Source organism: Acidovorax temperans, assembly GCF_028596105.1.
Taxonomy (GTDB): domain Bacteria; phylum Pseudomonadota; class Gammaproteobacteria; order Burkholderiales; family Burkholderiaceae_C; genus Acidovorax; species Acidovorax temperans.
This window is the reverse complement of the sequence record NZ_CP117193.1, coordinates 2188955-2214896: the sequence shown is the minus strand read 5'-3', so window position 1 is coordinate 2214896 and position 25942 is coordinate 2188955. Positions and strand designations below refer to the sequence as shown.

Annotated in this window: 22 protein-coding genes, 4 pseudogenes and 1 riboswitch; of the genes and pseudogenes, 13 read left to right on the top strand and 13 right to left on the bottom strand. The window is 65.4% G+C overall.

Annotation, left to right across the window (positions count from 1 at the left end):
* Positions 1-20 precede the first annotated feature (20 nt).
* Positions 21-211, top strand: a riboswitch (cobalamin riboswitch).
* A 46-nt stretch (positions 212-257) separates the two neighbouring features.
* Positions 258-1019, top strand: a complete 762-nt coding sequence (gene bluB, locus PQV96_RS10500) for a 5,6-dimethylbenzimidazole synthase (protein WP_142080921.1) — start codon at positions 258-260, stop codon at positions 1017-1019.
* A 94-nt stretch (positions 1020-1113) separates the two neighbouring features.
* Positions 1114-2178: a nicotinate-nucleotide--dimethylbenzimidazole phosphoribosyltransferase gene (gene cobT, locus PQV96_RS10495; RefSeq protein WP_142080920.1), complete on the top strand. Its 1065-nt coding sequence runs from the start codon at positions 1114-1116 to the stop codon at positions 2176-2178.
* Between the two features lie 455 nt (positions 2179-2633).
* On the opposite strand, the gene PQV96_RS10490 is transcribed toward cobT, so the two are convergent.
* Positions 2634-3140: a cupin domain-containing protein gene (locus tag PQV96_RS10490; protein ID WP_142080918.1), complete on the bottom strand. Its 507-nt coding sequence runs from the start codon at positions 3138-3140 to the stop codon at positions 2634-2636.
* Here PQV96_RS10490 and PQV96_RS10485 point away from each other — a divergent pair.
* Positions 3129-3333, top strand: a pseudogene (locus PQV96_RS10485) (IS1595-like element ISAte2 family transposase); the annotation flags it as partial. The gene PQV96_RS10490 and the pseudogene PQV96_RS10485 sit on opposite strands and share 12 nt — an antisense overlap.
* A 137-nt stretch (positions 3334-3470) precedes the next feature.
* On the opposite strand, the gene PQV96_RS10480 reads toward PQV96_RS10485, so the two are convergent.
* The 4 genes from PQV96_RS10480 to PQV96_RS10465 form a co-directional block, all read right to left on the bottom strand.
* Positions 3471-4457 carry a Bug family tripartite tricarboxylate transporter substrate binding protein gene (locus PQV96_RS10480; RefSeq protein WP_273625203.1) on the bottom strand — a complete coding sequence of 329 codons (987 nt, stop codon included), beginning with the start codon at positions 4455-4457 and terminating at the stop codon, positions 3471-3473.
* Between the two features lie 130 nt (positions 4458-4587).
* Positions 4588-5577, bottom strand: coding sequence for a tripartite tricarboxylate transporter substrate binding protein (locus tag PQV96_RS10475; RefSeq protein ID WP_370541213.1), 990 nt, complete (start codon positions 5575-5577; stop codon positions 4588-4590).
* Between the two features lie 41 nt (positions 5578-5618).
* Positions 5619-5894: a muconolactone Delta-isomerase gene (catC, locus tag PQV96_RS10470; RefSeq protein WP_273625202.1), complete on the bottom strand. Its 276-nt coding sequence runs from the start codon at positions 5892-5894 to the stop codon at positions 5619-5621.
* 44 nt (positions 5895-5938) lie between these two features.
* Positions 5939-7162 (bottom strand): muconate cycloisomerase family protein, encoded by a 1224-nt coding sequence (locus tag PQV96_RS10465; protein WP_273625201.1) that lies wholly within the window; start codon positions 7160-7162, stop codon positions 5939-5941.
* Between the two features lie 301 nt (positions 7163-7463).
* On the opposite strand from PQV96_RS10465, the gene cynR reads away from it, so the two are divergent.
* Positions 7464-8330: a transcriptional regulator CynR gene (cynR, locus tag PQV96_RS10460; RefSeq protein WP_273625200.1), complete on the top strand. Its 867-nt coding sequence runs from the start codon at positions 7464-7466 to the stop codon at positions 8328-8330.
* Between the two features lie 18 nt (positions 8331-8348).
* Here the strand turns inward: cynR and nth are convergent, their stop codons facing one another.
* The gene (gene nth, locus PQV96_RS10455; protein ID WP_044396274.1) at positions 8349-8987 is read right to left on the bottom strand and encodes an endonuclease III; all 639 of its coding nucleotides are present in this window, start codon (positions 8985-8987) and stop codon (positions 8349-8351) included.
* Positions 8988-9134: 147 nt separating this feature from the next.
* Positions 9135-9446 (bottom strand): annotated as a pseudogene (locus PQV96_RS10450) (LysR substrate-binding domain-containing protein); the annotation flags it as partial.
* On the opposite strand from PQV96_RS10450, the pseudogene PQV96_RS10445 reads away from it, so the two are divergent.
* The 7 genes and pseudogenes from PQV96_RS10445 to PQV96_RS10415 all read left to right on the top strand — a co-directional run.
* A pseudogene (locus PQV96_RS10445) lies at positions 9435-10112 on the top strand (amidase family protein); the annotation flags it as partial. The pseudogenes PQV96_RS10450 and PQV96_RS10445 sit on opposite strands and share 12 nt — an antisense overlap.
* A gap of 106 nt (positions 10113-10218) precedes the next feature.
* Positions 10219-10608 (top strand): annotated as a pseudogene (locus PQV96_RS10440) (Bug family tripartite tricarboxylate transporter substrate binding protein); the annotation flags it as partial.
* A 218-nt stretch (positions 10609-10826) separates the two neighbouring features.
* Positions 10827-12017 carry an aminotransferase-like domain-containing protein gene (locus PQV96_RS10435; protein WP_067511791.1) on the top strand — a complete coding sequence of 397 codons (1191 nt, stop codon included), beginning with the start codon at positions 10827-10829 and terminating at the stop codon, positions 12015-12017.
* A gap of 25 nt (positions 12018-12042) precedes the next feature.
* Positions 12043-12807, top strand: coding sequence for a lysozyme inhibitor LprI family protein (locus tag PQV96_RS10430; RefSeq protein ID WP_273625199.1), 765 nt, complete (start codon positions 12043-12045; stop codon positions 12805-12807).
* 24 nt (positions 12808-12831) lie between these two features.
* On the top strand, positions 12832-13056 hold the full coding sequence (locus PQV96_RS10425) for a SlyX family protein (protein ID WP_066692138.1): 225 nt from the start codon (positions 12832-12834) through the stop codon (positions 13054-13056).
* A gap of 254 nt (positions 13057-13310) precedes the next feature.
* Positions 13311-13532 carry a hypothetical protein gene (locus tag PQV96_RS10420; RefSeq protein WP_273625198.1) on the top strand — a complete coding sequence of 74 codons (222 nt, stop codon included), beginning with the start codon at positions 13311-13313 and terminating at the stop codon, positions 13530-13532.
* Between the two features lie 2 nt (positions 13533-13534).
* The gene (locus PQV96_RS10415) at positions 13535-15505 is read left to right on the top strand and encodes a putative bifunctional diguanylate cyclase/phosphodiesterase (RefSeq protein WP_273625197.1); all 1971 of its coding nucleotides are present in this window, start codon (positions 13535-13537) and stop codon (positions 15503-15505) included.
* Positions 15506-15697: 192 nt separating this feature from the next.
* On the opposite strand, the gene PQV96_RS10410 is transcribed toward PQV96_RS10415, so the two are convergent.
* Positions 15698-18871, bottom strand: coding sequence for an ATP-binding protein (locus PQV96_RS10410; protein WP_273625196.1), 3174 nt, complete (start codon positions 18869-18871; stop codon positions 15698-15700).
* A gap of 72 nt (positions 18872-18943) precedes the next feature.
* Entirely contained in the window at positions 18944-19756 is an 813-nt protein-coding gene (locus PQV96_RS10405) for a pseudouridine synthase (RefSeq protein WP_273625195.1), read from the bottom strand.
* A gap of 146 nt (positions 19757-19902) precedes the next feature.
* Here PQV96_RS10405 and PQV96_RS10400 point away from each other — a divergent pair, with 146 nt between their 5' ends.
* Entirely contained in the window at positions 19903-20817 is a 915-nt protein-coding gene (locus tag PQV96_RS10400) for a DHH family phosphoesterase (protein WP_273625194.1), read from the top strand.
* Between the two features lie 59 nt (positions 20818-20876).
* Here PQV96_RS10400 and PQV96_RS10395 read toward each other — a convergent pair whose 3' ends face one another.
* Positions 20877-22406 (bottom strand): sensor histidine kinase, encoded by a 1530-nt coding sequence (locus tag PQV96_RS10395; RefSeq protein WP_273625193.1) that lies wholly within the window; start codon positions 22404-22406, stop codon positions 20877-20879.
* Positions 22407-22411: 5 nt separating this feature from the next.
* On the bottom strand, positions 22412-23143 hold the full coding sequence (gene ompR, locus PQV96_RS10390; protein WP_273625192.1) for an osmolarity response regulator transcription factor OmpR: 732 nt from the start codon (positions 23141-23143) through the stop codon (positions 22412-22414).
* A gap of 230 nt (positions 23144-23373) precedes the next feature.
* On the opposite strand from ompR, the gene PQV96_RS10385 reads away from it, so the two are divergent.
* Positions 23374-24102: an SIMPL domain-containing protein gene (locus PQV96_RS10385; RefSeq protein WP_273625191.1), complete on the top strand. Its 729-nt coding sequence runs from the start codon at positions 23374-23376 to the stop codon at positions 24100-24102.
* Between the two features lie 28 nt (positions 24103-24130).
* Here PQV96_RS10385 and PQV96_RS10380 read toward each other — a convergent pair whose 3' ends face one another.
* Together PQV96_RS10380 and moeA are read right to left on the bottom strand one after the other, a co-directional pair.
* On the bottom strand, positions 24131-24454 hold the full coding sequence (locus PQV96_RS10380) for a thioredoxin family protein (protein ID WP_198846319.1): 324 nt from the start codon (positions 24452-24454) through the stop codon (positions 24131-24133).
* A gap of 124 nt (positions 24455-24578) precedes the next feature.
* Positions 24579-25931, bottom strand: a complete 1353-nt coding sequence (gene moeA, locus PQV96_RS10375; protein ID WP_273625190.1) for a molybdopterin molybdotransferase MoeA — start codon at positions 25929-25931, stop codon at positions 24579-24581.
* Positions 25932-25942 lie beyond the last annotated feature (11 nt).

Sequence of the window (25942 nt, the reverse complement as noted above, 5' to 3'; positions counted from 1 at the left end):
AATACGCGGTTCACCGGCTGCTATCATCCCCGCCCTCAGGTGCCCAATGCGATGACGCAAAGGGAGAATCGGGAAGGCGGTGCAACTCCGCCGCGTGCCCAACGCTGTAAGGACGATGCCGCCCGCTGAATGCCACTGGTCGCCAAGGCCGGGAAGGTGCGGGGGCCAGATGACTCCAAGCCAGAAGACCGGCCTGAGCCATTTTTGGCGCTGCAAGGCCGGGCAGCGCTGCCACTATTCACGCACAGGGGACTGCCATGAATACCAGCGCAGTGGCGCAAGCCACGCCCAGCGCGCACGCCTTCACGCAACAAGCGCGCGACGCCATCTACCACGCCATCTTTTCACGCCGCGACGTGCGCGGGCAGTTTTTGCCCACGCCGGTGCCTGACGAGGTGCTCAGCCGCATCCTCACCGCCGCGCACCACGCGCCCTCGGTGGGCTTCATGCAGCCCTGGAACTTTCTCGTGGTGCGTTCGCCAGACACCAAGCGCCGCGTGCAGGGTGCCTTTGCCAAGGCCCACGCCGAGGCCGCCGGCATGTTCGAGGGCGACAAACGTTCCACGTACCAAAAGCTCAAGCTCGAAGGCATCATCGAGTCGCCCGTCGGCATCTGCATCACCTGCGACCGTGAGCGCACCGGCCCCGTGGTGGTGGGCCGCACCCACATGAAGACCATGGACCTGTACAGCAGTGTCTGCGCCGTGCAGAACCTGTGGCTGGCCGCGCGCGCCGAAGGGTTGGGTGTGGGCTGGGTCAGCATCTTCCACCAGGCCGACCTGCAAGAGGCGCTGGGTATTCCCAAGGGCATCACCCCCATTGCCTACCTGTGCGTGGGCTACGTGAGCCACTTCCACGCCAAGCCCGAGCTGGAAACCGCTGGCTGGCTGCCGCGCCTGCCCATCGAAGACCTGGTGTACTTCGACCAATGGGGCCAGCGCGACGACCAACAGCCGCTCATTGCGCACTTGCAGCGTGACCAGGCCGCCGCCCAGCGCGGGCGGGAAACCATCGCCTGACCTTGCCGCCGCGCCCTTGCTTGACGCGCAACGCCGTTGATTTGCGCGGGCCTGCGAGTGCGGGCCGCGCTTCCCTGTTGAAAGTTGAAAAGCCATGAATGCCCACCTGCCCCTGATTGCCGACATCGCCGACCCGCAACTCACCCAGGCCCTGCAACACAAGCTGGACCACAAGACCAAACCCCTCGGTTCGCTGGGCCGCCTGGAGCAGCTTGCGCTGCGCCTGGGCCAGATCCAGGGCACCGCATCCCCCCGGCTGGAGCAGCCGCAAATGGTCGTTTTCGCAGGCGACCACGGCCTGGCCGCGCGCGGCGTCTCGGCCTTTCCGAGCGACGTGACCTGGCAGATGGTGGAGAACTTCCTCGCCGGTGGCGCCGCCGTCAGCGTGCTGGCGCGCCAGCATGGCCTGGCCCTCACGGTGGTGGACTGCGGCGTGGCGCGCGACATTGCTCCGCGCGAAGCCGCCCCCGGCCAGCCGAGCCTGCTGCTGCGCAAGGTGGCCCCCGGCACGAATGACGCAAGCCAAGGCCCAGCCATGAGCACCGACCAATGCGTGCAGGCGCTGACCAACGGAATGGAACTGGTGCGCGACCTGCCGGGCAATGCGCTGCTGCTGGGTGAAATGGGCATTGGCAACACCTCGGTGGCCTCGCTGCTGCTGGCGCGCCTGTGCGGCCTCTCACTGGCCGAATGCACCGGCGCGGGCACCGGGCTGGACGCCGCAGGCATTGAACGCAAACGCGCCGTGCTGCAACAGGCGCTGGACGTGAATGCCGCCGCCACCACGCCGCTCGACGCGCTGGCAGCGCTCGGCGGCTACGAAGTCGCCACCATGGTGGGTGCCGTGCTGCAGGCCGCAGCTGAGCGCCGTGTGATCCTGGTGGACGGCTTCATCACCAGCGCCGCCGTGCTGGTTGCCAGCCGCCTGCAGCCCCATGTGCTGCAACGCTGTGTGTTTGCCCACCGCTCGGGCGAACGCGGCCACCAACTCATGCTGGCGCAGATGCAGGCCGAGCCGTTGCTCGACCTGGGCTTGCGCCTGGGCGAAGGCTCCGGCGCGGCGCTGGCCTGGCCCCTGCTGCCCTCGGCCTGCGCCATCCTGCGCGAGATGGCGAGCTTCGAAGCGGCAGGGGTGTCGGAGCAGACTGCGGCAGCATAAGAATCTGCCTTTGCGTTGCCACTACTGAGCAGCCGCAAAGTGTGCTGAATGCTATTAAAGTGATAGCTGCTAGCGCTTATCAGATAAGCGCTGCAGAGCTATTTGGTTTGAGTTTTGAGCAGCCCCGCTCAGGGGCCACTCCCATCGCGTGATGGGGCAGCCCGCCGCTGTCAGACAGGACTGACACCAGCGTAGGAACTCGTCCCGCTGATGCCTTGAGGATTGATACCTATCCTCACGGTTTTCAACAGGAGGAAGCATCATGCCGATCTGGTTCTGGGTTGTGGGCTTGCAGGCCATTGCGGTGGCTGCTGCTACAGTCATCCTGACGGCGGCCAGTCGGTTTTGATGCCCTGCGGCGTCTGCTGCTCTGCAGTCGCTCAGGCGCAGAGGGCTTCAGTGGCCGGGTTCCCCTGGCAGGCGCTGCTACCCAGCACCAGCACCAAGCAGCGTTGTCACGCTCTGGTCAGCCGATGGATCAGTTCAGCGTGTTGTGGGTAGCAGGCAAGAAGCTGCTTCGCTTGCGCCAATTCAAAGTCAGCAAAGTCAAAACCGGGTGCCACCGTGCAGCCCACCAGGGCAAAGTCGCCTTCGGCCAACTCTGCGCCAAACCAGCAGCCCGCAGGCACCACGGCCTGGAAGTGTTCGCCCGCAGCCAGGTTGGCGCCGAGTTTCCACTCCTGGTACGTGCCATCTGGAAAGATGCCGTGCACGCGCAGTGTGGAGCCTGCATAAAAGTGCCACACCTCGTCAGACTGAATGCGGTGCAGCGCCGAGATGTCGCCCGCCTCCAGCAAGAAGTAGATGGCGGTGGAAGCAGACCGGTCTCCGCCAAACCGCGCGGGCAGGGCTTGTGCGGCAAGCTTGTCGCTGGCGCGGTAGGTTTCCTTGAACCAGCCTCCTTCGGGATGGCGGGCCAGTGCCAGTTGTTCGATGAGCGTCTTTGCGGTGGTGCTGTGCATGGGCAGAAGGTTAATGCCTATGTCAGCCGGCTGCGAGGGTGGATGCAACGATTCAAGGGTGTTGCGACGAAATACCTTGATTCGTCTCTGGGTTGGTTCAGGTTGTTGGACCGATCAGACCCCAGGGGGGCTGCAGCCCGCACTGGTGCTGGAGGCGGCCATGGGAAATCAAAGTGTCAGTAGCATTCGCTAGAAGAGCCTCTTTAGCCTTCTAGCTCTCGTCGTTAAAGCGCAGGCCGCTATGAAATTAGTAGCATTTAAGGCAAAAAAAAACCGCCTTGGTGAGGCGGCTTGCGGGGCTGCTGCCGCAGGGGCAGCGGTGCCGATCGGTCAGTCCAGCGTTGCGCCAGAGGTCTTCACGCGTTCGCCCTGCACCTTGAGGTCGCGGGCCAGGAAGGCCTTGTATTCGGCGGGGGTGGAAGCCACGGCCACGTAGGAGTAGGCGTCCACGTTGGTCTTGCGGAACTCGGGGTCCATCAGGATGCGGCGCACGTCAGCGGCGATTTTTTCCACGATGGCGGCGGGCGTACCAGCAGGGGCGACGAGGCCGATGTTGAACACGGCGTCAATGTCCTTCACGCCAGCTTCCTTGAACGTAGGTACGTCAGGCAGCGCCAGGCTGCGTGCTTCTGATGAAACGGCCAGGGCCTTGAGCTTGCCTGACTTCACGTGCTGCTCGATCACCGACACGCCCAGCACGGCAGAGTCGATCTGGCCGGAGATGACTTCCGGAATCAGCGGTGCGGCGCCCTTGTAGGGCACGTGCACCATTTCCAGGCCTTCTTGCTTGGCGAACATCGCCAAGGGCAGGTGGACGATGCCGCCCGCGCCGGAGGAGCCATAAGTCAGTGGCGTGCCCTTGGCGTTTTTGGCCAGCTCGATGAACTCCTTCAAGGTGTTGGCCTTGGAGGCCTTGGGCACGAAGAACACCATGGGCACGCTGATGAGGCGCGAGATGGGGGTGAAGTCCTTCTCGGGGTTGTACGGCAGCTTCTTGTACAGGTGCGGGTTCATGGTGAGCGCGGCCTCGGTGGCGGCGAACAGTGTGTAGCCGTCAGCGGGGCTCTTGGCCACGAATTCCGCGCCGATGATTTCGTTGGCGCCGGTTTTGTTGACCACCAGCACCGACTGACCCCATTCCTTGCCCAGGCGGGTGGCCAGCATGCGAGCGAGGTTGTCCACCGGGCCGCCAGGGGCGTAAGGCACAACGATGCTCACAGGCTTTGAGGGGAAGGCAGGGGCTTGTGCGTGAGCCAAGGGCAGCGCGAGGATGGCGGCCAGCGACAGGGCCAGGTGGGCAAGGGTGCGTTTTTTCATGATGGGGGGAGAGAACAGAAAAGGAAATCGAAGGCTGCGGCTGGTGCACAGGCGCGCGGGCGCACCGCACCGGCACCCCGCTGTGGGGGTGCGTGGCGCAGGCGGCCCTGCCAGCAGCGGGGAGGGCGAATCAGTCGAGCTTGATGCCGCGTTCCTGGATCAGCTTGGTCCAGCGTTCGCTTTCGCGCGCCAGGTGCTGTGCCATTTCTTCGGGCGTGGAGCCCACGGGTTCGGCGCCGATGGTTTCAAAGCGCTTGACCACATCGGGGTCTTTCATGGCTTCGAGCAAGGCGGCGTTGACCTTGGCCACGATGTCCTTGGGCGTGGCGGCGGGCATGAACACGGCGAACCAGGGCGAGACTTCGTAGCCGGGCAGACCCGCTTCGGCCAGCGTGGGCACGTTGGGCAGCGACTTGGAACGCTTGGCAGTCGTCAGGCCCAGTGCGCGCAGCTTGCCCGATTCAATGTGCGGGCGCGCCGAGGTGATGCTGTCGAACATATAGTTGACCTGGCCGCCCAGCAGGTCGGACACGGCCGGGCCGCTTCCCTTGTAGGGCACATGCAGCATGTCCACCTGCGCCAGCGAGGTGAACACTTCGCCCGCCAGGTGGATGGAGGTGCCGTTGCCAGCCGAGGCGTAGGTGAGCTTACCGGGCGCCTTGCGCGCGGCGGCAATCACGTCCTTGGCGGTCTTTACGTCGGGCTGGGTCGCGTTTGTCACCAGCACGTTGGGCACCACGGCCAGCAGGCTCACCGGGGCAAAGTCCTTGATGGGGTCGTAACTCAGCTTGCCGTACAACGGCTTGTTGGTGGCCATGCCGATGGAGGTGATCATCAGCGTGTAGCCATCGCCCGGCTGCTTGGCCACGAAGTCGGCACCAATGTTGCCGCCCGCGCCGGGCTTGTTCTCGATGACGAAGGGCTGGCCCAGCGTCTTGCCAGCCTTCTCGCCCAGCGTGCGCGCAATGGCGTTCATGGCGCCGCCCGGAGGGAAGGGCACCACCCAGCGGATGGGCTTGCTGGGCCAGGAGGCAGCAGGTGCCTGGGCGCGGGCTGCAGGCAGGGTGGCCGAGGCCAGGGCGCAGGCCAGCAAGGCCAGCGTCTGCCGTTTCGTCATCATGGTCTTGTCTCGTTATGGGGTTGTTGCAGGTGCTGCAGGAATCAGATGGCCGAGGGGTGCGTGGCCAGAGGGGTCACGTGAATCTTCATGAACGGGAACAGGGGCAGGCCCTGCAGCAGCTGGTGCAGCTCGTCGTTGGAAGACACGTCGAAGATGCTGTAGTTGGCGTATTCGCCCACCACGCGCCAGATGCTCTTCCAGCGGCTATCGCGCTGCAGGTCTTGCGAGTAGGCCTTTTCGCGGGCCTTGATTTCATTGGCCTGGGCTTCGGGAAGGTCTCGGGGGATGTTCACATCCATACGAACCAGAAACAGCATGGTTTGCTCCTTGAAGGGGTCAGAAAAATGGGGCGCGTTGCCCATCAGGCAACGGTTGGGGTGGTGGGTGCCATATCGACATGCACGGGCGCCTGGCCCTGGCGTGCGCGGTCAAAGCGGTTGAGCTGTGCAAGCGACACCTCGACGCCAAAGCCGGGGCCGTCGGGCAGTTGCAGTGCAAAGTTGGTGATGGGCATTTGCTGCTCCACGATGTCGTCCACCAGCAGTTGCGGGCCAAACAGCTCGCAGCCGTGGTGCTGTGTGCCCAGGGTAGAGAACACATGGGCTGACGCGGCGCTGCCGAGCGATGTCTCCAGCATGGTGCCTCCATACCAGCCGATGTCGGCCGCTTCAGCCACCGCCGCAATCTTTCGGGTGCGCACCAGGCCGCCATGCTTGGCCACCTTGAGCGAGAAAACATGGCTGGCCTTGAGGCTGGCCAGCATGAACGCGTCTTGCGGGGTACACACGGTTTCGTCGGCCATGATGAGTGCACCGTCCAGCGTGGCAGTGAGGCTGCGCAGTGCCTCCACGTTCCAGCGTGCCACGGGTTGTTCGATCAGCGTCACGCCGGCTGCTACCAGTGGGGGCAGGTAGCGGCGGGCGGTGTTGCCGTCCCATGCCTGGTTCACATCCACCGTGAGTGTGGCCTTGCCTTGCAGGCCGCGGGCGATTTGTGCTACGTGCGCCACGTCGTCCTCGGGTGCGCGGGCGCCAATTTTCATCTTGAAGATGTGGTGGCGTTTTTGCTCCAGCCGCAGGTGCGCCTCTTGCAGGTCGCGCGCCACGTCGCCACTGGCCAGCGTCCAGGCCAGGGGCAGGCTTTGGTGCACCTTGCCGCCCAGCAGTTGCCAGGCGGGCATGTTCAGGGTGCGGGCTACGGCATCCACCAGCGCCATCTCTACCGCGCTTTTGGCGAAGGCGTTGCCCTTGCAGGCACGGTCCATGCGCGCCAGGGCGCTCTCAAAGCCGCCGCCAAACTCGCCGAGCAGTGCGGGGGCCAGGTACTGCGTAATGGCGTGGAGGATGCTCTCGGGCGATTCTTCGTTCCACGAAGGGCCGCCGATCGTGGCCGCCTCGCCAAAACCGCAGGCACCGTTCTTCAGCCAGAGCTGAACGATGACGGGGCTTTGCCGGCTGATGGAGCCGAACGACAGCTTGTGCGGGCGAATGGTGGGAATGTCCAGAATGCGCGCCTCAATGCGTTCAATGGCAAAGCCCGCCAGATCGTGCGCGGGGTTTTCTGTAGCGGAGGACAAAAGGGTCATGCGTGTATAGGTTCTCAACGGGCCGCCCAGGGGCGGGGCAAAGGCTTGGGCTGACTTCTGCATGGTGAAGTGTTGCTCGCGGCCAGTGCGGGGTATGGGTGGGGCTGTCGCGCTGCGTTTTCCAAGATGCTTCGACAGGTTTTCCGCGCGAGCATAGTTTTTGCAATGAAACTAATCCAATGATTCCTTTGGAACTGTTCGTTCGATAACATCGATGATTCGAGGCGCCCCTGTGTAGGCCACATGGCCGCCCCTGAAGCCTTGCTCTGCCGGTCTGCCTCGCCCTTCACGCCCACTTGCCATGGAAATCCGCCAGCTTCGCTACTTTCTCGACATCGCGCGCACCGAGCACCTGACCCAGTCGGCCCACAACCTGTTCGTCACGCAGTCCACCTTGTCGCACGGACTGCGGCAACTGGAGCAGGAGCTGGGCGTGGATCTGTTTGACCGCGTGGGACGGCGGCTGCGGCTTTCGCAGGCCGGGCTGGCGTTTAGGGTGTACGCGGCGCGGGCGCTGCATGAGATTGAGGCAGGCCGTATGGCGCTGGCCGATCTGGGAGCGCTGCGATCCGGCTCGCTGACCGTGGGGGTCATCCCCACCTTCTTGCACACACTGGTGCCTGCGGCGGTGGCGGCCTTCAGCCGGGCCTACCCAGGGGTGAGTGTCGTGGTGCGCGACCTGCGCGCGGGCCCGATTGAAGAACAGCTGGTGGAGGGCTTGCTGGATGTGGGCATTGCCTTCTACCCCACCGAACGCGAGGACATCGACACCGAGCCCTTGTTTGAAGAGCGCATGCAGCTGGTGGTGAACCCCGCCCACCCCCTGGCGCGGCGCAAGAGCCTGGCGGTGAAAGACCTCGCCCAGGTGCCGCTGGCCATGTTGCCGCGTGCCTTCGCTACCCGGCGGCTGGTGGATGACAGCCTGCGCGCCGCCGGGGTGGTGCCCCAGGTGCGGGTGGAAATGGAATCGGTAGAAGGGCTGCTGGATGTGTGCCGCTGGGGTGACCTGGCCTGCATTGCGCCCGAGCGTGCGGCCCGGCAGGCGAGTGATCTGCGCACCATTGAACTGCGCTCGCCCGCCATGGTGCGGCACGCGGGCATTCTGTGGCGCAAGGGCGCTTCGCGCAGCCGCGCAGCGCTGGAGTTTGCGGCCTTGCTCAAACAGTAAGGCGCGCGTGATGTCTGGTCAGGCGGCTGTGGTCTTGGGCTGGTAGTCGCAATAGCTGCTCACCGCGCATTCCCAGCAGCGAGGCTTGCGTGCCTGGCACACATAGCGGCCGTGCAGGATGAGCCAGTGGTGCGAATCCACGGCGTATTCCTTGGGCACGCGCTTCATCAGCTGCAGCTCCACAGCCAGCGGGTTTTTGCCCGGCGCCAGGCCCGTGCGGTTGCTCACGCGAAAGATGTGCGTGTCCACCGCCATGGTGGGCTGGCCGAAGGCCACGTTCAGTACCACGTTGGCGGTTTTGCGGCCCACACCGGGCAGTTGTTCCAGTTCTTCGCGCGTGCGGGGCACCACGCCGCCGTGCCGCTCCACCAGAATGCGGCAAGTCTCCATCAGGTGCCGGGCCTTGCTTTTGTAGAGGCCAATCGTCTTGATGTAGCCCTCCAGCCCTTCCAGCCCCAAATCCAGAATGGCCTGCGGCGTGCCCGCCACCGGGAACAGTTTGCGCGTGGCCTTGTTCACCCCCACATCGGTGGCCTGGGCTGACAGCAGCACGGCGGCCAGCAACTCGAACACGGTGGTGTATTCCAGCTCGGTATTGGGCAGCGGGTTGGCGGCCCGCAGGGTGGCAAAAAAGGGTTCGATGTGGGCGGTTTTCATCGGGTCAGCACGGTGTGGGGCTCTGCCTGGCGGCAGGCCGGTGGATCAATAGCGCCGCATTGTCGGTCAGGTGGGGGGCAGTTGCTGGCGCAGGTGGGAAATGAAGGCGCGCACGCCTTCGGGCAGGGTGCGGCCGGCCAGGGTCTGCAGCTCAATGTCACGTTCGGCCGTGCGGCTGTAGGTGAGGCCAATGTCGGCTTCGGTGTTGAGCACCGCCTGCGTCACAGCGGCGGGGGCCGCCACGCGCAGGTGGAACTGCATGCCGGGGTGCTGCTCGCGGAACTGGGCCATGGCCTTGGGCAGAAACTCAATCGCAAAGCCTGCCGAGCAGCACACCCGGATCAACCCGCGCCGCAGGCCCTGTAGCGCTTCGATGTCGGCCACCACACGGTCGGCCTCCAGTGCATTGCGCAGCGCGTGGGTGGCCAGCAGCTCCCCGGCAGGTCTGGCGGCCACACCTTCAACCCCGTGTACGGCACCACGCGCAACGCCTTTGACCCACAGCGCTCGGCTGGCGGCAGCAGCGGTGGCGCAGGTGTGGCCGTGGCTTTGCGCATGCTGCCGGTGGCCGACGGCTCGGACATGATGGGGTCGCTGCGCACCCCCTCGGCGTTCAACAACGTGTATGGCCTGCGCACCTCCATGGGCTGCGTGCCGCATGGGCCCACCGACGAGGTGTTCTTCCAGCAGTTCAGCGTGGCGGGCCCCATGGCGCGCAACATTCCTGATCTGGCGATGCTGCTGTCGGTGCAGGCGGGGTTTGATGCCCGCCTGCCGCTGACCCGCCGCAGTGAGGGCCCCCAAGACCGGAGCTGGGCGCTGGAGCGGGACTTTCGCGGCACACGCATCGGCTGGTTGGGTGATCTGGGCGGTCACCTGCCGACGGAGCCAGGGTTGCTGGACACCTGCCGCGCGGCGCTGGGCCATTTCAAAACCATTGGCTGCGCGGTGGAGGAGGTGACCCCCGCGTTTGACTTTGAACAGGTGTGGCGCGCCTGGATTGACCTGCGCAGCTTCATGGTGGCGGGCGCCAACGCGGCGCTGTACCGCAGCCCCGCCCGCCGCGCCTTGCTCAAACCCGAAGCGCTATGGAAGATCGAGTGCGGGCTGGCCCTGTCGGCCATGGTGCGCAGCCCCCTGTTGGCTGCAGAGCGCCGTTGATGAGCGTGACTGAGTGGTGCTCAGCCGCAGTTGTTTCGTGTTTCTTTTCCTGCTTTGAGGAGTTTGCGCCATGGCCATGACACGTTTTCGCTTTCTTTCCTGCCTGGGCGCTGGTGCCCTGGCGCTGGGCTTGCCCGGGGTGGCGCTGGCGCAGGGGTACCCTGAGCGCCCGATCAAGTTCGTCATTCCCTATGCCGCAGGCGGCGCCACTGACATTCTGGGCCGCTTGCTCGCCTCGGGCTTGAGCGAAAAGCTGGGCCAGCCCGTGGTGGTGGAAAACCGGCCTGGCGCAGGCACCGTGCTGGCAGCCGGGCAGGTGGCCAAGGCGGCGCCGGATGGCTACACACTGCTGGCCGGGGCCAGCACCACGCTCACGCTGAACCCGGCCATTCGCAACAACCTGCCCTACGACCCGGTCAACAGCTTCACACCGCTGGGCCTGGTGGCAGACATGGGGCTGACGCCCGCCTGGGGCAACGGCGAAGCCTTGCGCAGCCGGGTAGAGCGCGAGCTGCCGCTGATGCGCGCCGTGGCTGCGCGTGCGGACATCCGGGTGGATTGAGGCGGGGGCGGCGCGAAGGGAGCGTTTCTGGGGGCGGTAAATAGCCCAAGCCTGCAAGAAAACTGCGCCGCAATTGGCGACAATGGCGGGTTCAACGCCCACAGGAATGCCGTCCCATGCAATTTGCTGATCGCCTCAACAACGTCGAAACCTCTGCCATCCGCGAACTCTTCAAGCTGCTGGGCAAGCCCGGCATCATCAGCTTTGCGGGCGGCTTCCCAGACAGCGCGATGTTTGACGTGGAAGGCATCCGCGCTGCCAGCAACGCCGCCTTGGCGGAAGAACCCGGCGCTGCGCTGCAATACGGCGCCACCGAAGGCTACAACCCGCTGCGCGAACAACTCGCCGCTTTCATGACAGCCAAGGGCGCCACGGATGTGGCGGCCGATAACCTCATCGTCACCACCGGCAGCCAGCAGGCGCTGGACCTGTTGGGCAAGACGCTCATCAGCCCTGGCGACAAGGTGATCGTGGAAGGCCCGACCTTCCTTGCCACCATCCAGTGCTTTCGCCTTTATGGCGCCGAACTCATCAGCGCACCCATTGACGGCAACGGCGTGAAAACCGACGAGCTGGAAAAGCTGATTGCCGAGCACAAGCCCAAGTTCGTCTACCTGATCCCCACCTTCGGCAACCCCAGCGGTGCCATGCTGAGCCTGGAGCGCCGCAAGGCCGTGCTGGAGATGGCCGTGAAGCACAACACCCTGATCGTGGAGGACGACCCCTACGGCGACCTGTACTTTGGCGATGCACCTCCCCCCAGCCTGCTGAACCTGTCAGCCACCGTGCCCGGCAGCCGCGATCTGCTGGTGCACTGCGGGTCCTTGAGCAAGGTGCTCTCGCCCGGCCTGCGTGTGGGCTGGATGATTGCCCCGGCCGAGCTGCTGGGCAAGGCCACCATGTGCAAGCAGTTCAGCGATGCACACACCAGCACCTTTGCCCAGGCCACGGCCGCGCAGTACCTCAAGGCCGGCCGCATGCCCGCCACGCTGGCCCATGTGCGCAAGGTGTATGCCGAACGTGCCCAGGCCATGGGCGATGCGCTGCGCAAGGAACTGGGCGACGCCATCGAATTTGTGCAGCCCCAGGGCGGGCTGTTTGTGTGGGCTCGCCTCACGGGCGCGGGTGGCAAGGTGGCTGACGGCAACGTGCTGGCCAAGCGCGCCATTGAAAAGGGCGTGGCCTTTGTGCCCGGCACGCCGTTCTTCTGCGCCAACCCCGACCACGCCACCTTCCGCCTGTCGTTTGCCACGGCCGATGTGGACAAGATCCGCGAAGGCGTGGCACGCCTGGGCCAGGCGATCTGATTCGCCGCGTTCAGGGGCAAGCGCTGTGAAGGCCTGGCTGTCCAGCCTCGTTCTGCTGGGCTTTTGTGCATGGGCCAGTGCGCAGGGGCTGGAGCCCTCGGCGCCCACCCCAGGCTTTGACTGCGGTGCGGCGGACAAGACGGTAGAGCACTGGATCTGCGCCAGCCCCGAACTCATGCAGGCCGATGAGCGCCTGACCCATGCCTATCGCACCGCGCAGGCCAAGCCCGACGGCGATGTCGCAATCGCGGCCCTGCGTGCGGCGCAACTGCGGTGGCTGCGCCAGCGCAACCGCTGTGAAGACGTGGCGTGTGTGGCGGCTGCGTACCAGCAACGCACAGAAGATTTGCAGGCTTCCAACCGGCGTGTGCGGGTGCTGGATGCGAAGGGCATCGCCCCGGTGTTTACACGCACGCTGCCGCACATCAATGACACGGTAGGGGTGTTGAACATTGCGCTGCGGCGTGCACAGCCTGCGGCGTTCCAGGTCGAGCTGTATGTCGATCCGGCCGATGTGCGCCCTTGGACATCTGGAGGCCCCGGCGTGCGCATGATGTGCTGGCCGCCTGACCGTCGCGAAGGCTACGCATCGCGGTTTGAATACACCACGCGCTCATGGGGTGACGCGTTTCGCCCCGCAGAACGCGCAGGCCAGCGCGGCTACATCCTTCTGCGCTTTGTGCTTGGCAAGGACCTGCCGTTGAACGAAGACATCCTGTGCCACTTGGCGCTGACCGAATGGCTGCTCGAGCGGCCCAGCCAGCTCTACATCACCGAAGTCCAGCCCTGACGCTGTGCCCACCCGATAGCTCCCATGACCTCACCCCTTACCGACGAAATCCTTCAACGGCTTGAAGCACTGGAAATCAAGGCCAGCTTCACCGAAGACCTGCTGGACCAGCTGAACCTGACCATCTACCAGCAGCAGCAACTCATCGACCGGCTCACGCACGAAGTCATCCAGCTGCGCCAGCAGGCGCCCGAGGCCGGCTCCAACGGCCCGCGCAACTTACGAGACGAGCTTCCCCCGCACTATTGAGCGCCGGGGCGGGTGGCCCGGCCGCCGGCTCACCAGGTTCCCCGTGGCCGCCGCGCTCGCGCGTTGCGTACCCGCGCCAACCCTGGGGTGTGCTCTGTGATTCATCGCCGCTCCGCGTTAGGATGCAACGCTTGTTTTGCATTCCACCAGGGCACCCCTTTCTATGCCGCCTGTCGTCAACCACAACGACCCCAGCATGCGCCGCATGGTGCAGGTGGCTAGCTGGCTGGGTGGCCGTGGTGGTGGGCGCTTTGGTGGCCCTGCTCCTGTTGCGCGAAGAGCAACCCCAGTGGAGCCGCCTTGCGCTGAACCTGTGCGTGGCCGGTGTAGGGGCCACCACCTTGGTGGCGCTGCACCTGGGGCGGCAGGCGCTGGCTGCCGGGTTGTTGGTGTGGGGTGTGTGGGTGGTCGTGTCGCTGGTGGCTGCCAGCAATGGCGGCATCAACAGCCCCAACCTGCTCATCTATCCGTTCTGATCGTGCTGTGCGGCTGGCTGCTGGGCAGCCGCTCCACCATGGGTTTGCTGGCGGTCACAGGCGGTTTGTTTGCATTTTTCCTGTGGGCTGATCTGCATGGGGCGCTGCCCGCCATGCGCCCCCACAACCGATGGGCGTATGCGGTGTACCTGGCAGGCATTGTGGGGCTCACGGCGGCAGCTACGCTGCTCTCGCGCAAAAGCTACCTCCGGCGGGTGCATGAGGCCCAAACCATGGCCCAAGACCTGAAGGCCCGCGATGCCGAACTGCGCAAGCTGCTGCGCGTAGTGGAGCAAAGCCCTGAGAGCACGGTCATCACCGATCTGGACGGGCGCATCGAATTTGTGAACGATGCCTTTTTGGCGCGCACCGGCTATGCCCGCCATGAAGTGCTGGGCCGGCTGAGCAGTGAGGTGTCCGCCAACGGCCTGGGGCCCACGCAATGGCAGGGCATGCGCGAGACCCTGGAGCGTGGCGAGTCCTGGGCGGGCGAGCAAAGCAATTTGCGCAAAGATGGGGCGGTGATCAGCGAGTCCGTGGTGGTGGCCCCTATCCGCCAGCCAGACGGGCGCATCACCCACTATGTCGAGCTCAAGCAGGACGTGAGCGACCGCAAGCGGGCTGCGCAAGAGATTCACCGGCTCGCGCATTACGACTCGCTCACCAGCCTGCCCAACCGGTCCATGCTCATCGAGCGGCTGGCCAGCCTGCAGGCCCGCCATCAACGCTCGGGCGACGATGTGCACGTCTTGCTGCTGCTGGATCTGGACCGGTTCACCAACTTCAACGATGCCCGAGGCAGCGAGATGGGCGACCGGCTGCTGTGCGCCGTGGCCTTGCGGCTGGCCGAGCTGCTGGGCCCGCACGATTTGCTGGTTCGTGTGGCGGGGGACGAGTTTGGCATTGTGCTGCACGACCTGGGCATCGACGCCACCGTGGCAGGCCGCCGCGCGCTGGCGTTCGCCGACCAGATCCAGCAAGCCTTTGTGCGCCCCCTGGCTTTGGGCGACTCTGGCGAAGAGGCCCAGCTGGGTTTGAGCATGGGCCTGACGCTGTACCCGCAAGGGGTGGATGACACGCCGCTGGCTGCCATGGGGCGCGCGGGCACCGCGCTGCACCGGGCCAAGCATGCTGGAGGCGCCCGGTCGGCCTTTTTTGAGCAGGGCATGGGCGCGGTGGCGGCCCAGCGCTTTCAGGTGGAGCGGGACCTGCGCCACGCCATCGGCGCGCAAGAGCTGCGGCTTTACGTGCAGCCCCAGGTGAATGTGCGCGGCCAGGTGACGGGCGTGGAGGCCCTGGTGCGCTGGCAGCACCCGCGCGATGGGCTGTTGACGCCGGGGGCTTTCATCCCTTTGGCGGAAGAGTCCGACTTGATCGTGAGTCTGGGTGAATGGGTGCTGGCGCAGGCCTGTGCCGTGGTGGCACAGCCTGACTTCAGCCTGCGTCGCCTGCGCATGTCCGTCAACCTCAGTGCCCGGCAGTTTCGCGAGGATGGCTTTGTGCCCAGCCTGCGGACCTTGCTGCGCACCACGGGGGCAGACCCCAGGCTGCTCACGCTGGAAGTCACCGAAGGTCTGGTGATTGATGACTTTGACGATGTGGTGTCAAAAATGCGCGAACTCGTCGCCCTGGGCGTGGAATTTGCGCTCGATGACTTCGGCACGGGCTATTCGTCGCTGGCGTACCTCAAGCGCCTGCCGATCCAGGAGCTGAAGATTGACCGTTCTTTCGTGAGCGAGGCCCCGAGCAACAAGGACGACGGCGCTTTGGTGGAGGCCCTCTTGACCGTTGCCAGCCAGTTTGGTTTGCGCGTTGTGGCCGAAGGGGTGGAGACGCAGGAGCAGGTGGACTTTCTGGCCCAGCGCGAACCTGCCATGGTCTACCAGGGCTACCTTTTTGGGCACCCCGAGCCTGTGGACCAATGGATGGCCCGACAGACTCCCGATATGCCTCAAGGCCAAGGGCCGCATTGAGCGGAGCACGCAGGCTGCCGGGTGCTGCTGGGTGCTGCTCTGCAGGTTTAGCCGATTTGATGCCAAATCAGTGCCTAGGCCTTTATTTAAAAGCGCGAGCAGCTATCAATAAAGTAGCAATAAGTCCTTTGTTGGCCACCTTGGCACCGTGGGCGCCGGTGACTAGTAGGCTGACTTCAAGGCGAAGCGCCGTTACCAGTGCAACGGTTCCGCCTCGCCCTGCCAAAAAATCCAGCGCCCTGTTTCGGTATACGGCGAAGTGCTGATCGCGAAGGGGTCCATGCCTGCCCCCAGCTGCCGCAGCCACACCACATAGCCGCTGTCGCTGGCGGCGACGATGGTGGTGCTATCGGGTGACGTGTCCAGCGCGTTCAACGCGCCGCCAATGTGGTGGTGCCACAGCAGTTGTCCGTCGTCGCTGAGCGCATGCAGGTAGCCTGCCGCATCGCCTTCCATCACCGTGCCCCGCAGCGTGGCCGTGGCATCCACCCGCCAGCTGTGGCGATGAAACGGCTGCAGCGCGGCAGCGCCTGGGAACGATGGGTACTTATGGAGGCTGCCCCCAGTGCCTTCGGGCGGCAGATGCAACACCCCCGTACGGCCCGTGTAAAGGTGACAGGAATGGGCCAGCAGCCGGGTGCTGTCGTGGCTGAATGTGGCATGGTGGGCGCAGGCCGACAGCGGTGCCCACCGGCCCAGCACCTCGCCACGCGGGTTGAGCAAGAGGTGCCGGCTGCCCTGGTCGCCCACGGCGATGAAGCGCTCGTCGGGTGACAGTGCCATGTGCAGCAGGCGCTGTGCCTGTGGCTCTTGCGCATCTGGGTGCTCCGGGGCATCGGCTGCTTCGTTGCTTTCTGCCCGGGGGTACAGCTGTTGCGCGGCATCGGGTGTCAGCAGGTACACGCCGGTGGCGTCACGCCACAGAACGCGCAAACCATCGTTGAAGGGCAGGATCTCGTCACACCCGGCAGTCCCCGGCCTTGCGGCTTTGGCGTGGTGGGGCAGGTGCAAGCGGGTGATCACCGGCCCATCCCAGCCCGCGTGGGTGGTGACTTGATCACTGTCGAACTTGGCAAAGCATTGCCGGTTGGGAGAGCGCCCCGCACCGTGCAAACCTTCCACCACCGTCGCCTGCAGGCACTGCAACAGCCACCAGTGCGTGCCGTGCAGGCCACCTTGGGCCACCCGCACCACGGCGCGGTTGTCGTCCAGCAGCAGCACGGGGCCTGCGGGTTGGCCTGCCCGGTAGGCATGGGCCGCCAGCGCATCGGGTGCAAAGGCAAAGCGTTGCCGAAAGCGTGCCGCCAGGTTCGCATCGGCATGGCGGTGCACCTCGCGCGCCAGTTGCAGGACGGCTTCAGCGTCCGCTGCACGGGGGTCATCCACCGCGGGCATGGTGTCAGCCGCAGCGCCAAACAGCGAAAGGCCTGCATCCGCCGCTGCCTGCCCCATGGCCTGCGCAGGTGGAGCGTCGGCAACGGCGAGTTGGGTGCGGGCTTGCTGTGCGTAGGCCTGGCCCATGGCTTGCCACTGGCCCGAGCGCTGCATCCACTCGGCGCCGAAAACGGCGGTATCGGGAATATTGGGTGCCAACGGCGGCACGGTGAGCAGTTGGGCAGCGGGGGGGTGTGGTGGCTGGGCCTCGTGGGCCATGGCTGCCGTCAGGCGCTCGATGTGCGTTTGCGCCTGTCGGTACAAGCGCAGCAGGCGCGCCAGGTGGTCTGCCGCGTCGGGTGGAATGGGCGTGCGCGGCTCGCTTTGCCGCTGGCTGTACGTTACCCGCAGCAGCGGCGGGCCTTCGCGGGCTTCTTCAATGTCGATCTGGTAGGCGCTGTGGGCGTTGTCAGGCGCATCGCCAGGGCCGTCTTCGCCGTTTTTCCAGCTCAGCTTGAAGGCGCGGCCCCAGGGCTCGCCCTGGTGCAGGCAGGGCTGGCGTGCGCCCATCCAGAACTGGCCTACCCACAGGCCGTTTTTTTCGCTGTCCCACCAGTCGTTGTAGCGCTCGGTGAACAGGGGCGTGGACGTGAGGGCCGTGAGGCGCGCAGGGGTGATTTCTTCATGCAGGGCCGCCCACAACGGGTGGTGCGCGCGTGCCTGGGCGGTGCCTTTGCGCACATAGTCCAGCACCCCGCGCCACGCTTGCTGGCAGGCCCGCTGGGCGGCGGGGTCTGCGCCATCTTCATCGCCCAACGCCAGCGGGGCCCATGCACCGGCAACGCCTTGCTCATAGGGGCGGTACAGCACCACCAACCCTGGTGTGCTGCCCGTGCTGCGGGCATTGAGCACCACAGGGTGTTGCCCGCCGTGGCGCTTGAACAGGCGCTGGAGCCGGCTCCATCCGCCGCCCAGCCAGCCCTGCGCGGGATCGGCGCTGTCCACCCCCAGGTAGAAGTCCCATTGTTTCCATACGGTGATGAAAACGCTGTCCTGCCGCGCATCGCCGTCGCTGTCTACATGTTTGCGGCACAGCGAAAAGTCGGTCTGCCCAAACCAGCCTTCTGCCGTGAATTGCTTGGGTGCGATCAGGGGTGACTGCACGGCGGCCCTGATATTGGCCACGCTGATGGATTCGTCCTGGAAAAAGGAGGGGACAGGCGGCAACAGCGCATGCACTGCGGCGGTGGGCTGCGTCACAGGCTGCTGCGCCCTGGCGGCTTCCACCAGCGCGGGGGCGTTCAGCATCTCGGCCAGGCTGCCTGTTCCGGCGTTGTCGGCATCCAGGTACGGGGGTGGGACCACCAGGCCCAGCGTTTCATGGTCCGCAGGCTGCCAAAGCGCCGAATCGCCCGCTGGGTCGGCATCTTGCAGCGTGAAGTCAAAGCTGGGCGGTTGGTTCCACTGCAGCGCATAGCCGCGCGTGAACAGCCCCACCTGGGCGGCGCACTGGCCCAGCACCGTGAGGCCGCCTGGCGCGCCATCGCCCCACAGCAGCGTGTGTACCGACAGGTTGCCTTGCACATGCAGCTGGCCTTGGCGCAGCAGGGCGCAGTGCACCTGGGCATCGCCCATCACCAGCGCATGCACGGCGGGGCTCGATGGTTCGGCCGTGCTGGCAGGGGTGTGCCAGCCGCCCGTCAGCGCCCCTTGCAGGCGTAAATGGCCGTCCACCCACAGCAAGGCCCCGTCGGGGTGGGGCGAACTGCCATCCAGTGCGGTGGAAGGCAGGGGGGGCAGCCATTGCCCGTCGTTCGATAGGGTGGTGACCAGATCGAGTGCGGCCATGTCCAGGTCCCCCTCCACCCACCACACCGGCAGCGTGGCCCAGTGCTCGGGGGCTTGTTCCAGGCGCTGCGCCAGCCAGCAGGCGGCAGGCAGCCGGTGGGCCAGCGATGCCAGGGTGGTGAGCTTGACCGAGGGAAATGCCATGGAGCGAAAGCGGTGTTCAGAAGCGAAGGCGCATCGTAGCCCTTCCACGTCGCTAAACCTCCGGGGTTGCCGTCATGCGCGCACGGGGGTGGAGGCCGAGGCGTTGTTCAGCCATTGCCAGGGCCAGTCGGCCTGCAGACGTTGCCAGTCCATGCCGGGCGCTTCCGGCACTTCGGGGTCATGGGGCCAGGCTTCCACGCTGCTGCCTGGCGCGGGTTGCAGTTGCAAACCGCTGTGCAGGTGCAGCATCTCGCCGGTCAATGGATGCGGAAGGCTCAGGCGCAGTGCATGCAGCCACAGGCGCTGCTGGCCCAGGCGCTGGGCACACCAGCGGTTCAGCGGGCCTTTGCCGTGGGTGGCATCGCCAATGATGGGGTGCGCCAGGTGCTTGAGGTGGCGGCGTATCTGGTGGCGCCGCCCGGTGGTGGGCATGGCCTCCACCAGCGACGCACGGGTGGTGGCAAAGCGCGGGTCGCTGGCTTCGGGCAGCGTCAACTGCGCCAGCGTGCGAAACCGGGTATGGGCGCTTTGCACGGGAGCATCGGGTGGGGCATCGTCGGGGCGCAGGGGGTGGTCTACCTCCACAGCCGGGGGCGCCCAGCCGCGCACCATGGCGATGTAGACCTTGTGCGTGGCCTGGTTCTCAAACGATTGGGAAAGCGCCCGGGCCGCGTCGCTGTGCAGCGCCATCACCAGCACGCCGCAGGTGCCTTTGTCCAGCCGGTGCACCGGGAAGACGTGTCGGCCCAGCTGGTTGCGCAGGGTCTGCATCACAAAGCGGGTTTCGCCCGCGTCCAGCCCTGTGCGGTGTACCAGCCAGCCCGCAGGCTTGTACACGGCCACCAGGTGGTCGTCTTGCCAGAGGATGTGCAGGGGCTGGGGCATGGGGGAAGGTGTTGGGATAACAAGCCAAATCATAGCCCCGCGCCCGTCCACCAAGCGCAAGCTGCTATCAAAATTGAAAACCGGTTGGAGGGGTTGATGGGGGCTTTGGGACACGCGGTGCGCTGGCACGCGCGACAATCAGGGCAATGAGCAAATCCATTCTTCCCCTGCAACTGCTGGTGGCGCCCAGCAAAGACGATCCCTCTGTGCTGGTTCTGTACCACGGCCGTGGCTGCCCCGACGGCTTTGGCGCGGCCTTGGCGGCCTGGCTTTACTACGGTGACCAGGCCGAATACGTGGGCCTGGACCATGGCGATGTGCAAACTGTGGACGACTTGCCCCCGCTGCAAGGCCGCACGGTGTACATCCTCGACTTCTCTTTTTCTGCCGAGATCCTGGCCGCCATCGACGAGCGCGCGGCCAAGCTCGTCATGCTGGACCACCACAAGAGCGCTGCTGAAAAGCTCACCGGCTTTGCATGCCGCTGCGGCGTGGTGCACTTCGACATGAACAAGTCGGGCGCCCGGCTGGCGTGGGAGTTTTTCCACCCCGACGAACCCGTGCCCGCGCTGCTGCAGTACGTGGAAGACCGTGACATCTGGAAGTGGGAATTTGCGCAGAGCGCGCCGTTCCTGTCGGCACTGGACATGGAGCCCAAAACCTTCGAGCGCTGGAAGGAGATGACCCGCTTCACCCCCGAGCAGCTCGACGCCTTCATGGCCCGTGGCGCCGCAATGGACGAGAAATTCAGCAAGATGGCCCACGACATTGCAGAGGGCGCGCAGCCGCTGGTGTTCAACGGCGTTGCCGGGCTGATGGTGAACGCCCCCGGCATGTTCCACAGCCTGGTGGGCGACATTCTTTCCGCCAAGACGGGCACCTTCGCCCTGATGTGGAGCGCCACCGACAAGGGCGTGAAGGCCGGGCTGCGGGCCCAGCGCAATTTTGATTGCATCGCTCTGGCCGAAAGCATGGGCGGTGGCGGCCATGCCCAGGCCTGCGGTTTTCGCATGCCGGTGGCCCGCTTGCCCGAATTGCTGACCGGCGTGTTCAACGCCTGATGGTGAAAAGGCCCACGGTGTGAACCGTGGGCCTTTGTCAGAGCTGTTTCAGACCTCTTTCAGGCCTGTTCTTGCGCCCGCTGGCGGGGCAGGTGGCGCTTGACGGCCGGGCGGTGCAGGCGCTGCTTGGGATCCACGCCCTCGGGCAATTCGCTGGCGCGTTGCAACTGAATGTGCGCTACCAGACCGCCTGTATTGGAGTTGGCCAGCGCAAAGATGCCGCCCATGCGCTGCACCGTCTTGTCCACAATCGACAAGCCCAGCCCTGCACCTGCTGCCGCCGTGCGGGCGGAATCGCCCCGGAAGAAGGGCTTGGTGAGGTTGGAGAGCTGCTCGGGCGGCACGCCGGCGCCGTGGTCACGCAGCTCGAGCAGCACCCAGTTTTCGCGGCCCTTGGCAGCAATTTCCACACTGGTCACGCCCGTGTCGGCCGTCTTGCCATAGCGGCGGGCGTTTTCCAGCAGGTTTGAAATCACCCGTGCCAGTTCCACCTCATCGGCCAGCACGTTCAGGTCCTCGGGGATGTGCATGGTGATTTGCAGCTCCCGGTGGTCTTGCACGGCGTACACGCAGGACGACACCACGGCGTGCAGGTTCACCGGTGTGAGCGTCACATGGTCTGGGCGGGCGTAGTCCAGGAACTTGTCGATGGTGGCGTCGAGCTGAACGATGTCGGCCACCATGTGTTCGCGGGCGATATCGTCCATCACGCTCATCTCGGTCTCGAGCCGCAGGCGCGCCAGGGGCGTGCGCAGGTCGTGCGAAATGCCGGCCAGCATCACCGCGCGGTCTTGTTCCAGCTTGGCCAGCTTTTGGGCCATGCGGTTGAAGCCGATGTTCACCTCGCGGATTTCGCTGGTCACCACCTCTTCGTCCAGGTGGCTGGCGGCAAAGTCACCGTCTTTGACGCGGTTGGCGGCGTACGACAGCTGCTTGAGCGGGCGGTTGATCAGCCGCGCAATCGCCGCAGCCCCGGCCAGCGACAGCGCCCCGGTGGTGATGAGCCAGATGAGCCAGGTGCGCCCGCCCGCAGGGCTGAAGCGTGATCGGTCCATCAGCAGCCAGTTGGGGTCGCCGTTGATGTTGAAGCCCACCCACAGGCCGTTTTCTCCGTTCACGCTTTGCGCCACGATGGTGTCCGGGCCCAGGCGCCGGGTCAGCTCCTCGGTCAGGCGGTTTCCCAGTGCGCCGCTTTCCAGCAGCGTGAACTTGTCGCCGGGCTCGCGGGGGAGAATGCGCACGCCTTCCTGGTCGGCCATCGTCTTGATGAGCGAAACCCGCGCAATCGCGTCGGAGTGCACCAGCGCTGCGCGGCTGAGGTTGACCAGCGAGGCAATCTGCTGCGCCGTGTGCAGCGTGCGGGGCTCAAACTCCAGCGCCCGCAGCGTTTGCAGCCAGGCCAGAATGCTGCCCACCAGCAGCAAGGCCAGCAAAAAGAACGTGCGCCAAAAAAGATTCAGCCCCACGCGGGCACGTTGCTCGCGCGTGGCGGGCAGCGGCGATTCCAGCGGTGCAGGGCTGGTCACATCGGCTGCTGGTCCTTCAGGTGTGCGCCTGCGGGCCCGTGGTTTGCCTTCAGGCTGGGTCATGTAGATCAGCTCGTTCCGTCCGGTACAAACACGTAGCCCACGCCCCACACGGTCTGGATGTAGCGGGGCGCTGCAGCGTCCACTTCCACCAGCTTGCGCAGGCGCGAGACTTGCACGTCCAGGCTGCGGTCAAACGGCTCGAACTCCCGGCCGCGTGCCAGCAGGGCTAGCTTTTCGCGCGAAAGCGGCTGGCGTGGGTGGCGCACCAGGGCTTTGAGCATGGCGAATTCGCCAGTGGTCAGGGGCAGCTCTTCACCATTGCGTTGCAGGGCGCGGGTGCCCAGGTCGAAGGTGAAGGGGCCGAAGGTGACCACCTCGTTGTCGCCCGAGGGCGCGCCCGGAGCTTCCTGTGCAGGGCGGCGGCGCAGCACGGCGTGGATGCGGGCCAGCAGTTCGCGGGGGTTGAAGGGCTTGCCCAGGTAATCGTCGGCGCCTACTTCCAGGCCCACGATGCGGTCCACGTCCTCGCCCTTGGCGGTGAGCATGATGATGGGGGTGCGGTCGTTGGCGGCACGCAGGCGGCGGCAGATGGACAAGCCGTCTTCGCCAGGCATCATCAGGTCCAGCACGATGATGTCTACGGTTTCGCGCAGCAGCAGGCGATTGAGCGCCTTGCCGTCTTCAGCGACCATGACTTCAAACCCTTCCTGGGTCAGGTAGCGGCGCAGCAGATCGCGGATGCGGGCATCGTCATCTACCACCAAAACTTTGTCGGTACGGTTGGGTGTAGTGGGCATATTTGATCTCGGGTCCAATTTGTAACAGAGCCGATTCTGACCACGTTGAGCGCCGAAGTTCGCGTTTTTCCCTTGGGTTTGACCAACTGTTACAAGTTTTGCCCAATCGTCAACTCCGTCTGACACCGCGTGGCGACTTGTGCCTACACACTGTCTGATAAGGGGCTGGCAAGCGTGCTGGAAATGGCTTCAGCGTGCGGCGTCACACCGATTTTTGAGAAAGTGAATTCATGAAGAATGCTATTCGTTTGGTAGCCGCCAGCGCTTTGCTGATGAGCGCTGGGGCCGTTTTTTCTCAACAAGCCGCACCGGTAGCTGCCGTGGCCGCAGAGCCGCGCAATGTGGTGCAACTGTCGGCCGCTGGCATGGTGCAGGTCGAGCAGGACATGCTGACCATCACCCTCATGGCGAACAAAGAAGCCCCCACGCTGGCGGCCGCCCAGACCCAGCTCAAGCAGGCCCTGGATGAAGCCCTGGCGCAAGCCAAGGCCGGCGCGCAGCCGGGGCAGATGGATGTGTCCACCGGCACGTTCAGCCTGTACCCCCGCTACGGCAAAGACCAGAAGGTGCTGGGCTGGCAAGGCCGGGCAGAGCTGCGGCTGGAAGGGCGCGACTTTGGGCGCATTACCGGCATGGCCGGCAAGATCCAGTCGATGGCGGTGAGCGATGTGTCGTTTGGCCTGTCGCGCGAGGCGCGGGCCAAGGCCGAGGGCGAGGCGCAGTCGCAGGCGATTGAGCAATTCAAGGCCCGTGCGGCAGAACTGTCGAAAGCGTTTGGCTTTGCCAGCTACGGCCTGCGCGAGGTGAGCGTGTCGGGTCAAGGCCAGGGGGTGACGCTGATGGGCGCCATGGTGGCCCGCGAAAAGATGGCGTCGTTCGCATCTGACGCGCCAGTGCCTGTGCAGCCAGGGCGTGAGCAGGTGAGCATCAGCGTCTCTGGCACGGTGCAGATGCGCTGAGCGCTGGCGGGTGGGCTGGCCCCGGGCCTCAGCCTTGTGCTGCGCGCAGTGCCTCGTCCACCTCGGCCTGGGTGGTGGGGCGCACCACACGGGCCACTTCCTGCCCGTTTTTCAAAACCACCAGCGTGGGCCAGAGCTTGACCTTGTAGCTGCGACCCAGCCGCTGGCCGGGACCGTCTTCCACCTTGATGTGGGCGGTTTCCTGGCTTTTCAATGCGTGTTCGATGAACGGCTGGGCGCGCAGGCAATGGGGACACCAGGGCGTGCCAAATTCCAGCACCGTGGTGCCGGGCAGCGCGTCCACCGCGTCGCGTGTGGGAGGCTGGGGCAGGTGGGTAGCGGCGTAGGGCATGGGGGTCTTTCTCAAGGCAAAGGCTAAAAGCGCTTTGTACCGCCGCTGGGTGCCGCAGGCCCGTCAGACAGGGACGCAAACTGCCAGTAGCTTGTGAGCGTGTTGCCTGTGCTGGTTTCGGGCTTCAGATCACCCCTTCAAACACCATCACATCCACCGGATCGCCCACAGCCACGTTGCCCTGGTGGTGGTGCAGCACGATGAGCCCATTGGCCTGCACCATGGAGCTGAGCACGCCCGAGCCCTGGTTGCCCGTGGTGCGCACCTGCAGGTTGCCGTCCGGCCCTGTGGTGACGGTGCCGCGCTGGTATTCGGTGCGGCCCGGCTTTTTGCGGATGGCTTCGGTGCTGGTGGCGCGAAGCAGGGGCGGCGCTGTGCGCGTGCTGCCCATCATGCGCAGCAGTGCGGGGCGCACAAAGGCCAGAAAGGTCACCATCACCGCCACCGGGTTGCCCGGCAGGCCAAACAGCACCGCACCGCCTGTGCTGGTGTTGATATCATTTTGATAGCTGCTGGCGCTTGCTGGTTGTGCGCTAGGGGCTGTTTTGGCTTGAAGGCCTGAGGCGGCGATGCGTCCCACGGCCATGGGGCGGCCGGGGCGCATGGCAATGCGCCAGAAGGCCACATCGCCCAGCTTTTTCATCATGGCGCGGGTGTGGTCGGCCTCGCCCACGCTCACGCCGCCGCTGGTGATGATGGCGTCTGCGCGCTGCGCGGCTTCGGTGAAGGCGGCTTCCAGCAGGGCGGGGTCATCGCGCACCACGCCCATGTCGATCACTTCCACGCCCAGGCGGGTGAGCAGGCCAAACACCGTGTAGCGGTTGCTGTCGTACACGGCGCCTTCGCGCGGGGGCTCGCCCAGGCTCAGGATTTCGTCGCCAGTCGAAAAATACGCCACACGCAGCCGCCGTGACACGGTCACGGTTTTGAGCCCCAGGCTGGCCACCAAGCCCAGCGCGGCTGGGGTGAGCAATTCGCCACGGGCCAGCGCCACGCCGCCTTCCATCAGGTCTTCGCCCTTGAAGCGGCGGTTGTCGCCCAGGCGCAGCACATCGGCAGCGATGGTGATTTGGTCGCCCTGGGCGGTGGTGAACTCTTGCGGCACCACGGTGTCCAGCCCGGCGGGCATGATGGCGCCGGTCATGATCTTCACGCACTCGCCTGCGTTCACTGTGCCCGTCCACGCCTTGCCCGCCAGGGCCGTGCCCACGCTGCGCAGCGTGAGGGGCTGGCCGGGCACCAGCTGGCTGCCGGCAAAGGCGTAGCCGTCCATGGCCGAGTTGTCGTGTGGCGGCACGCTGATGGGGGAAATCACATCCTGCGCCAGCACACGGCCCAGGGCTTCAAAAATGCCCACTTCTTCTGTGCCTGCCACGGGCTGCACCAGCTGGTGCAAAAAAGCGTTGACCTGGTCGGCGTGCAAGGCTTGGGGATCGTAGCCCTGCAGTTCGGCAGCAATTTGGGCGATGGTTTTCATGGTGGTTTGGT

What these genes read in the sequence shown, in the direction of transcription:
- bluB (WP_142080921.1), top strand. Translation starts at nt 258, where the DNA reads ATGAATACCAGCGCAGTGGCGCAAGCCACGCCCAGCGCGCACGCCTTC.
- cobT (WP_142080920.1), top strand. Translation starts at nt 1,114, where the DNA reads ATGAATGCCCACCTGCCCCTGATTGCCGACATCGCCGACCCGCAACTC.
- PQV96_RS10490 (WP_142080918.1), bottom strand. Translation starts at nt 3,140, where the DNA reads ATGCACAGCACCACCGCAAAGACGCTCATCGAACAACTGGCACTGGCC.
- PQV96_RS10480 (WP_273625203.1), bottom strand. Translation starts at nt 4,457, where the DNA reads ATGAAAAAACGCACCCTTGCCCACCTGGCCCTGTCGCTGGCCGCCATC.
- PQV96_RS10475 (WP_370541213.1), bottom strand. Translation starts at nt 5,577, where the DNA reads ATGATGACGAAACGGCAGACGCTGGCCTTGCTGGCCTGCGCCCTGGCC.
- catC (WP_273625202.1), bottom strand. Translation starts at nt 5,894, where the DNA reads ATGCTGTTTCTGGTTCGTATGGATGTGAACATCCCCCGAGACCTTCCC.
- PQV96_RS10465 (WP_273625201.1), bottom strand. Translation starts at nt 7,162, where the DNA reads ATGACCCTTTTGTCCTCCGCTACAGAAAACCCCGCGCACGATCTGGCG.
- cynR (WP_273625200.1), top strand. Translation starts at nt 7,464, where the DNA reads ATGGAAATCCGCCAGCTTCGCTACTTTCTCGACATCGCGCGCACCGAG.
- nth (WP_044396274.1), bottom strand. Translation starts at nt 8,987, where the DNA reads ATGAAAACCGCCCACATCGAACCCTTTTTTGCCACCCTGCGGGCCGCC.
- PQV96_RS10435 (WP_067511791.1), top strand. Translation starts at nt 10,827, where the DNA reads ATGCAATTTGCTGATCGCCTCAACAACGTCGAAACCTCTGCCATCCGC.
- PQV96_RS10425 (WP_066692138.1), top strand. Translation starts at nt 12,832, where the DNA reads ATGACCTCACCCCTTACCGACGAAATCCTTCAACGGCTTGAAGCACTG.
- PQV96_RS10410 (WP_273625196.1), bottom strand. Translation starts at nt 18,871, where the DNA reads ATGGCATTTCCCTCGGTCAAGCTCACCACCCTGGCATCGCTGGCCCAC.
- PQV96_RS10405 (WP_273625195.1), bottom strand. Translation starts at nt 19,756, where the DNA reads ATGCCCCAGCCCCTGCACATCCTCTGGCAAGACGACCACCTGGTGGCC.
- PQV96_RS10400 (WP_273625194.1), top strand. Translation starts at nt 19,903, where the DNA reads ATGAGCAAATCCATTCTTCCCCTGCAACTGCTGGTGGCGCCCAGCAAA.
- PQV96_RS10395 (WP_273625193.1), bottom strand. Translation starts at nt 22,406, where the DNA reads ATGACCCAGCCTGAAGGCAAACCACGGGCCCGCAGGCGCACACCTGAA.
- ompR (WP_273625192.1), bottom strand. Translation starts at nt 23,143, where the DNA reads ATGCCCACTACACCCAACCGTACCGACAAAGTTTTGGTGGTAGATGAC.
- PQV96_RS10385 (WP_273625191.1), top strand. Translation starts at nt 23,374, where the DNA reads ATGAAGAATGCTATTCGTTTGGTAGCCGCCAGCGCTTTGCTGATGAGC.
- PQV96_RS10380 (WP_198846319.1), bottom strand. Translation starts at nt 24,454, where the DNA reads ATGCCCTACGCCGCTACCCACCTGCCCCAGCCTCCCACACGCGACGCG.
- moeA (WP_273625190.1), bottom strand. Translation starts at nt 25,931, where the DNA reads ATGAAAACCATCGCCCAAATTGCTGCCGAACTGCAGGGCTACGATCCC.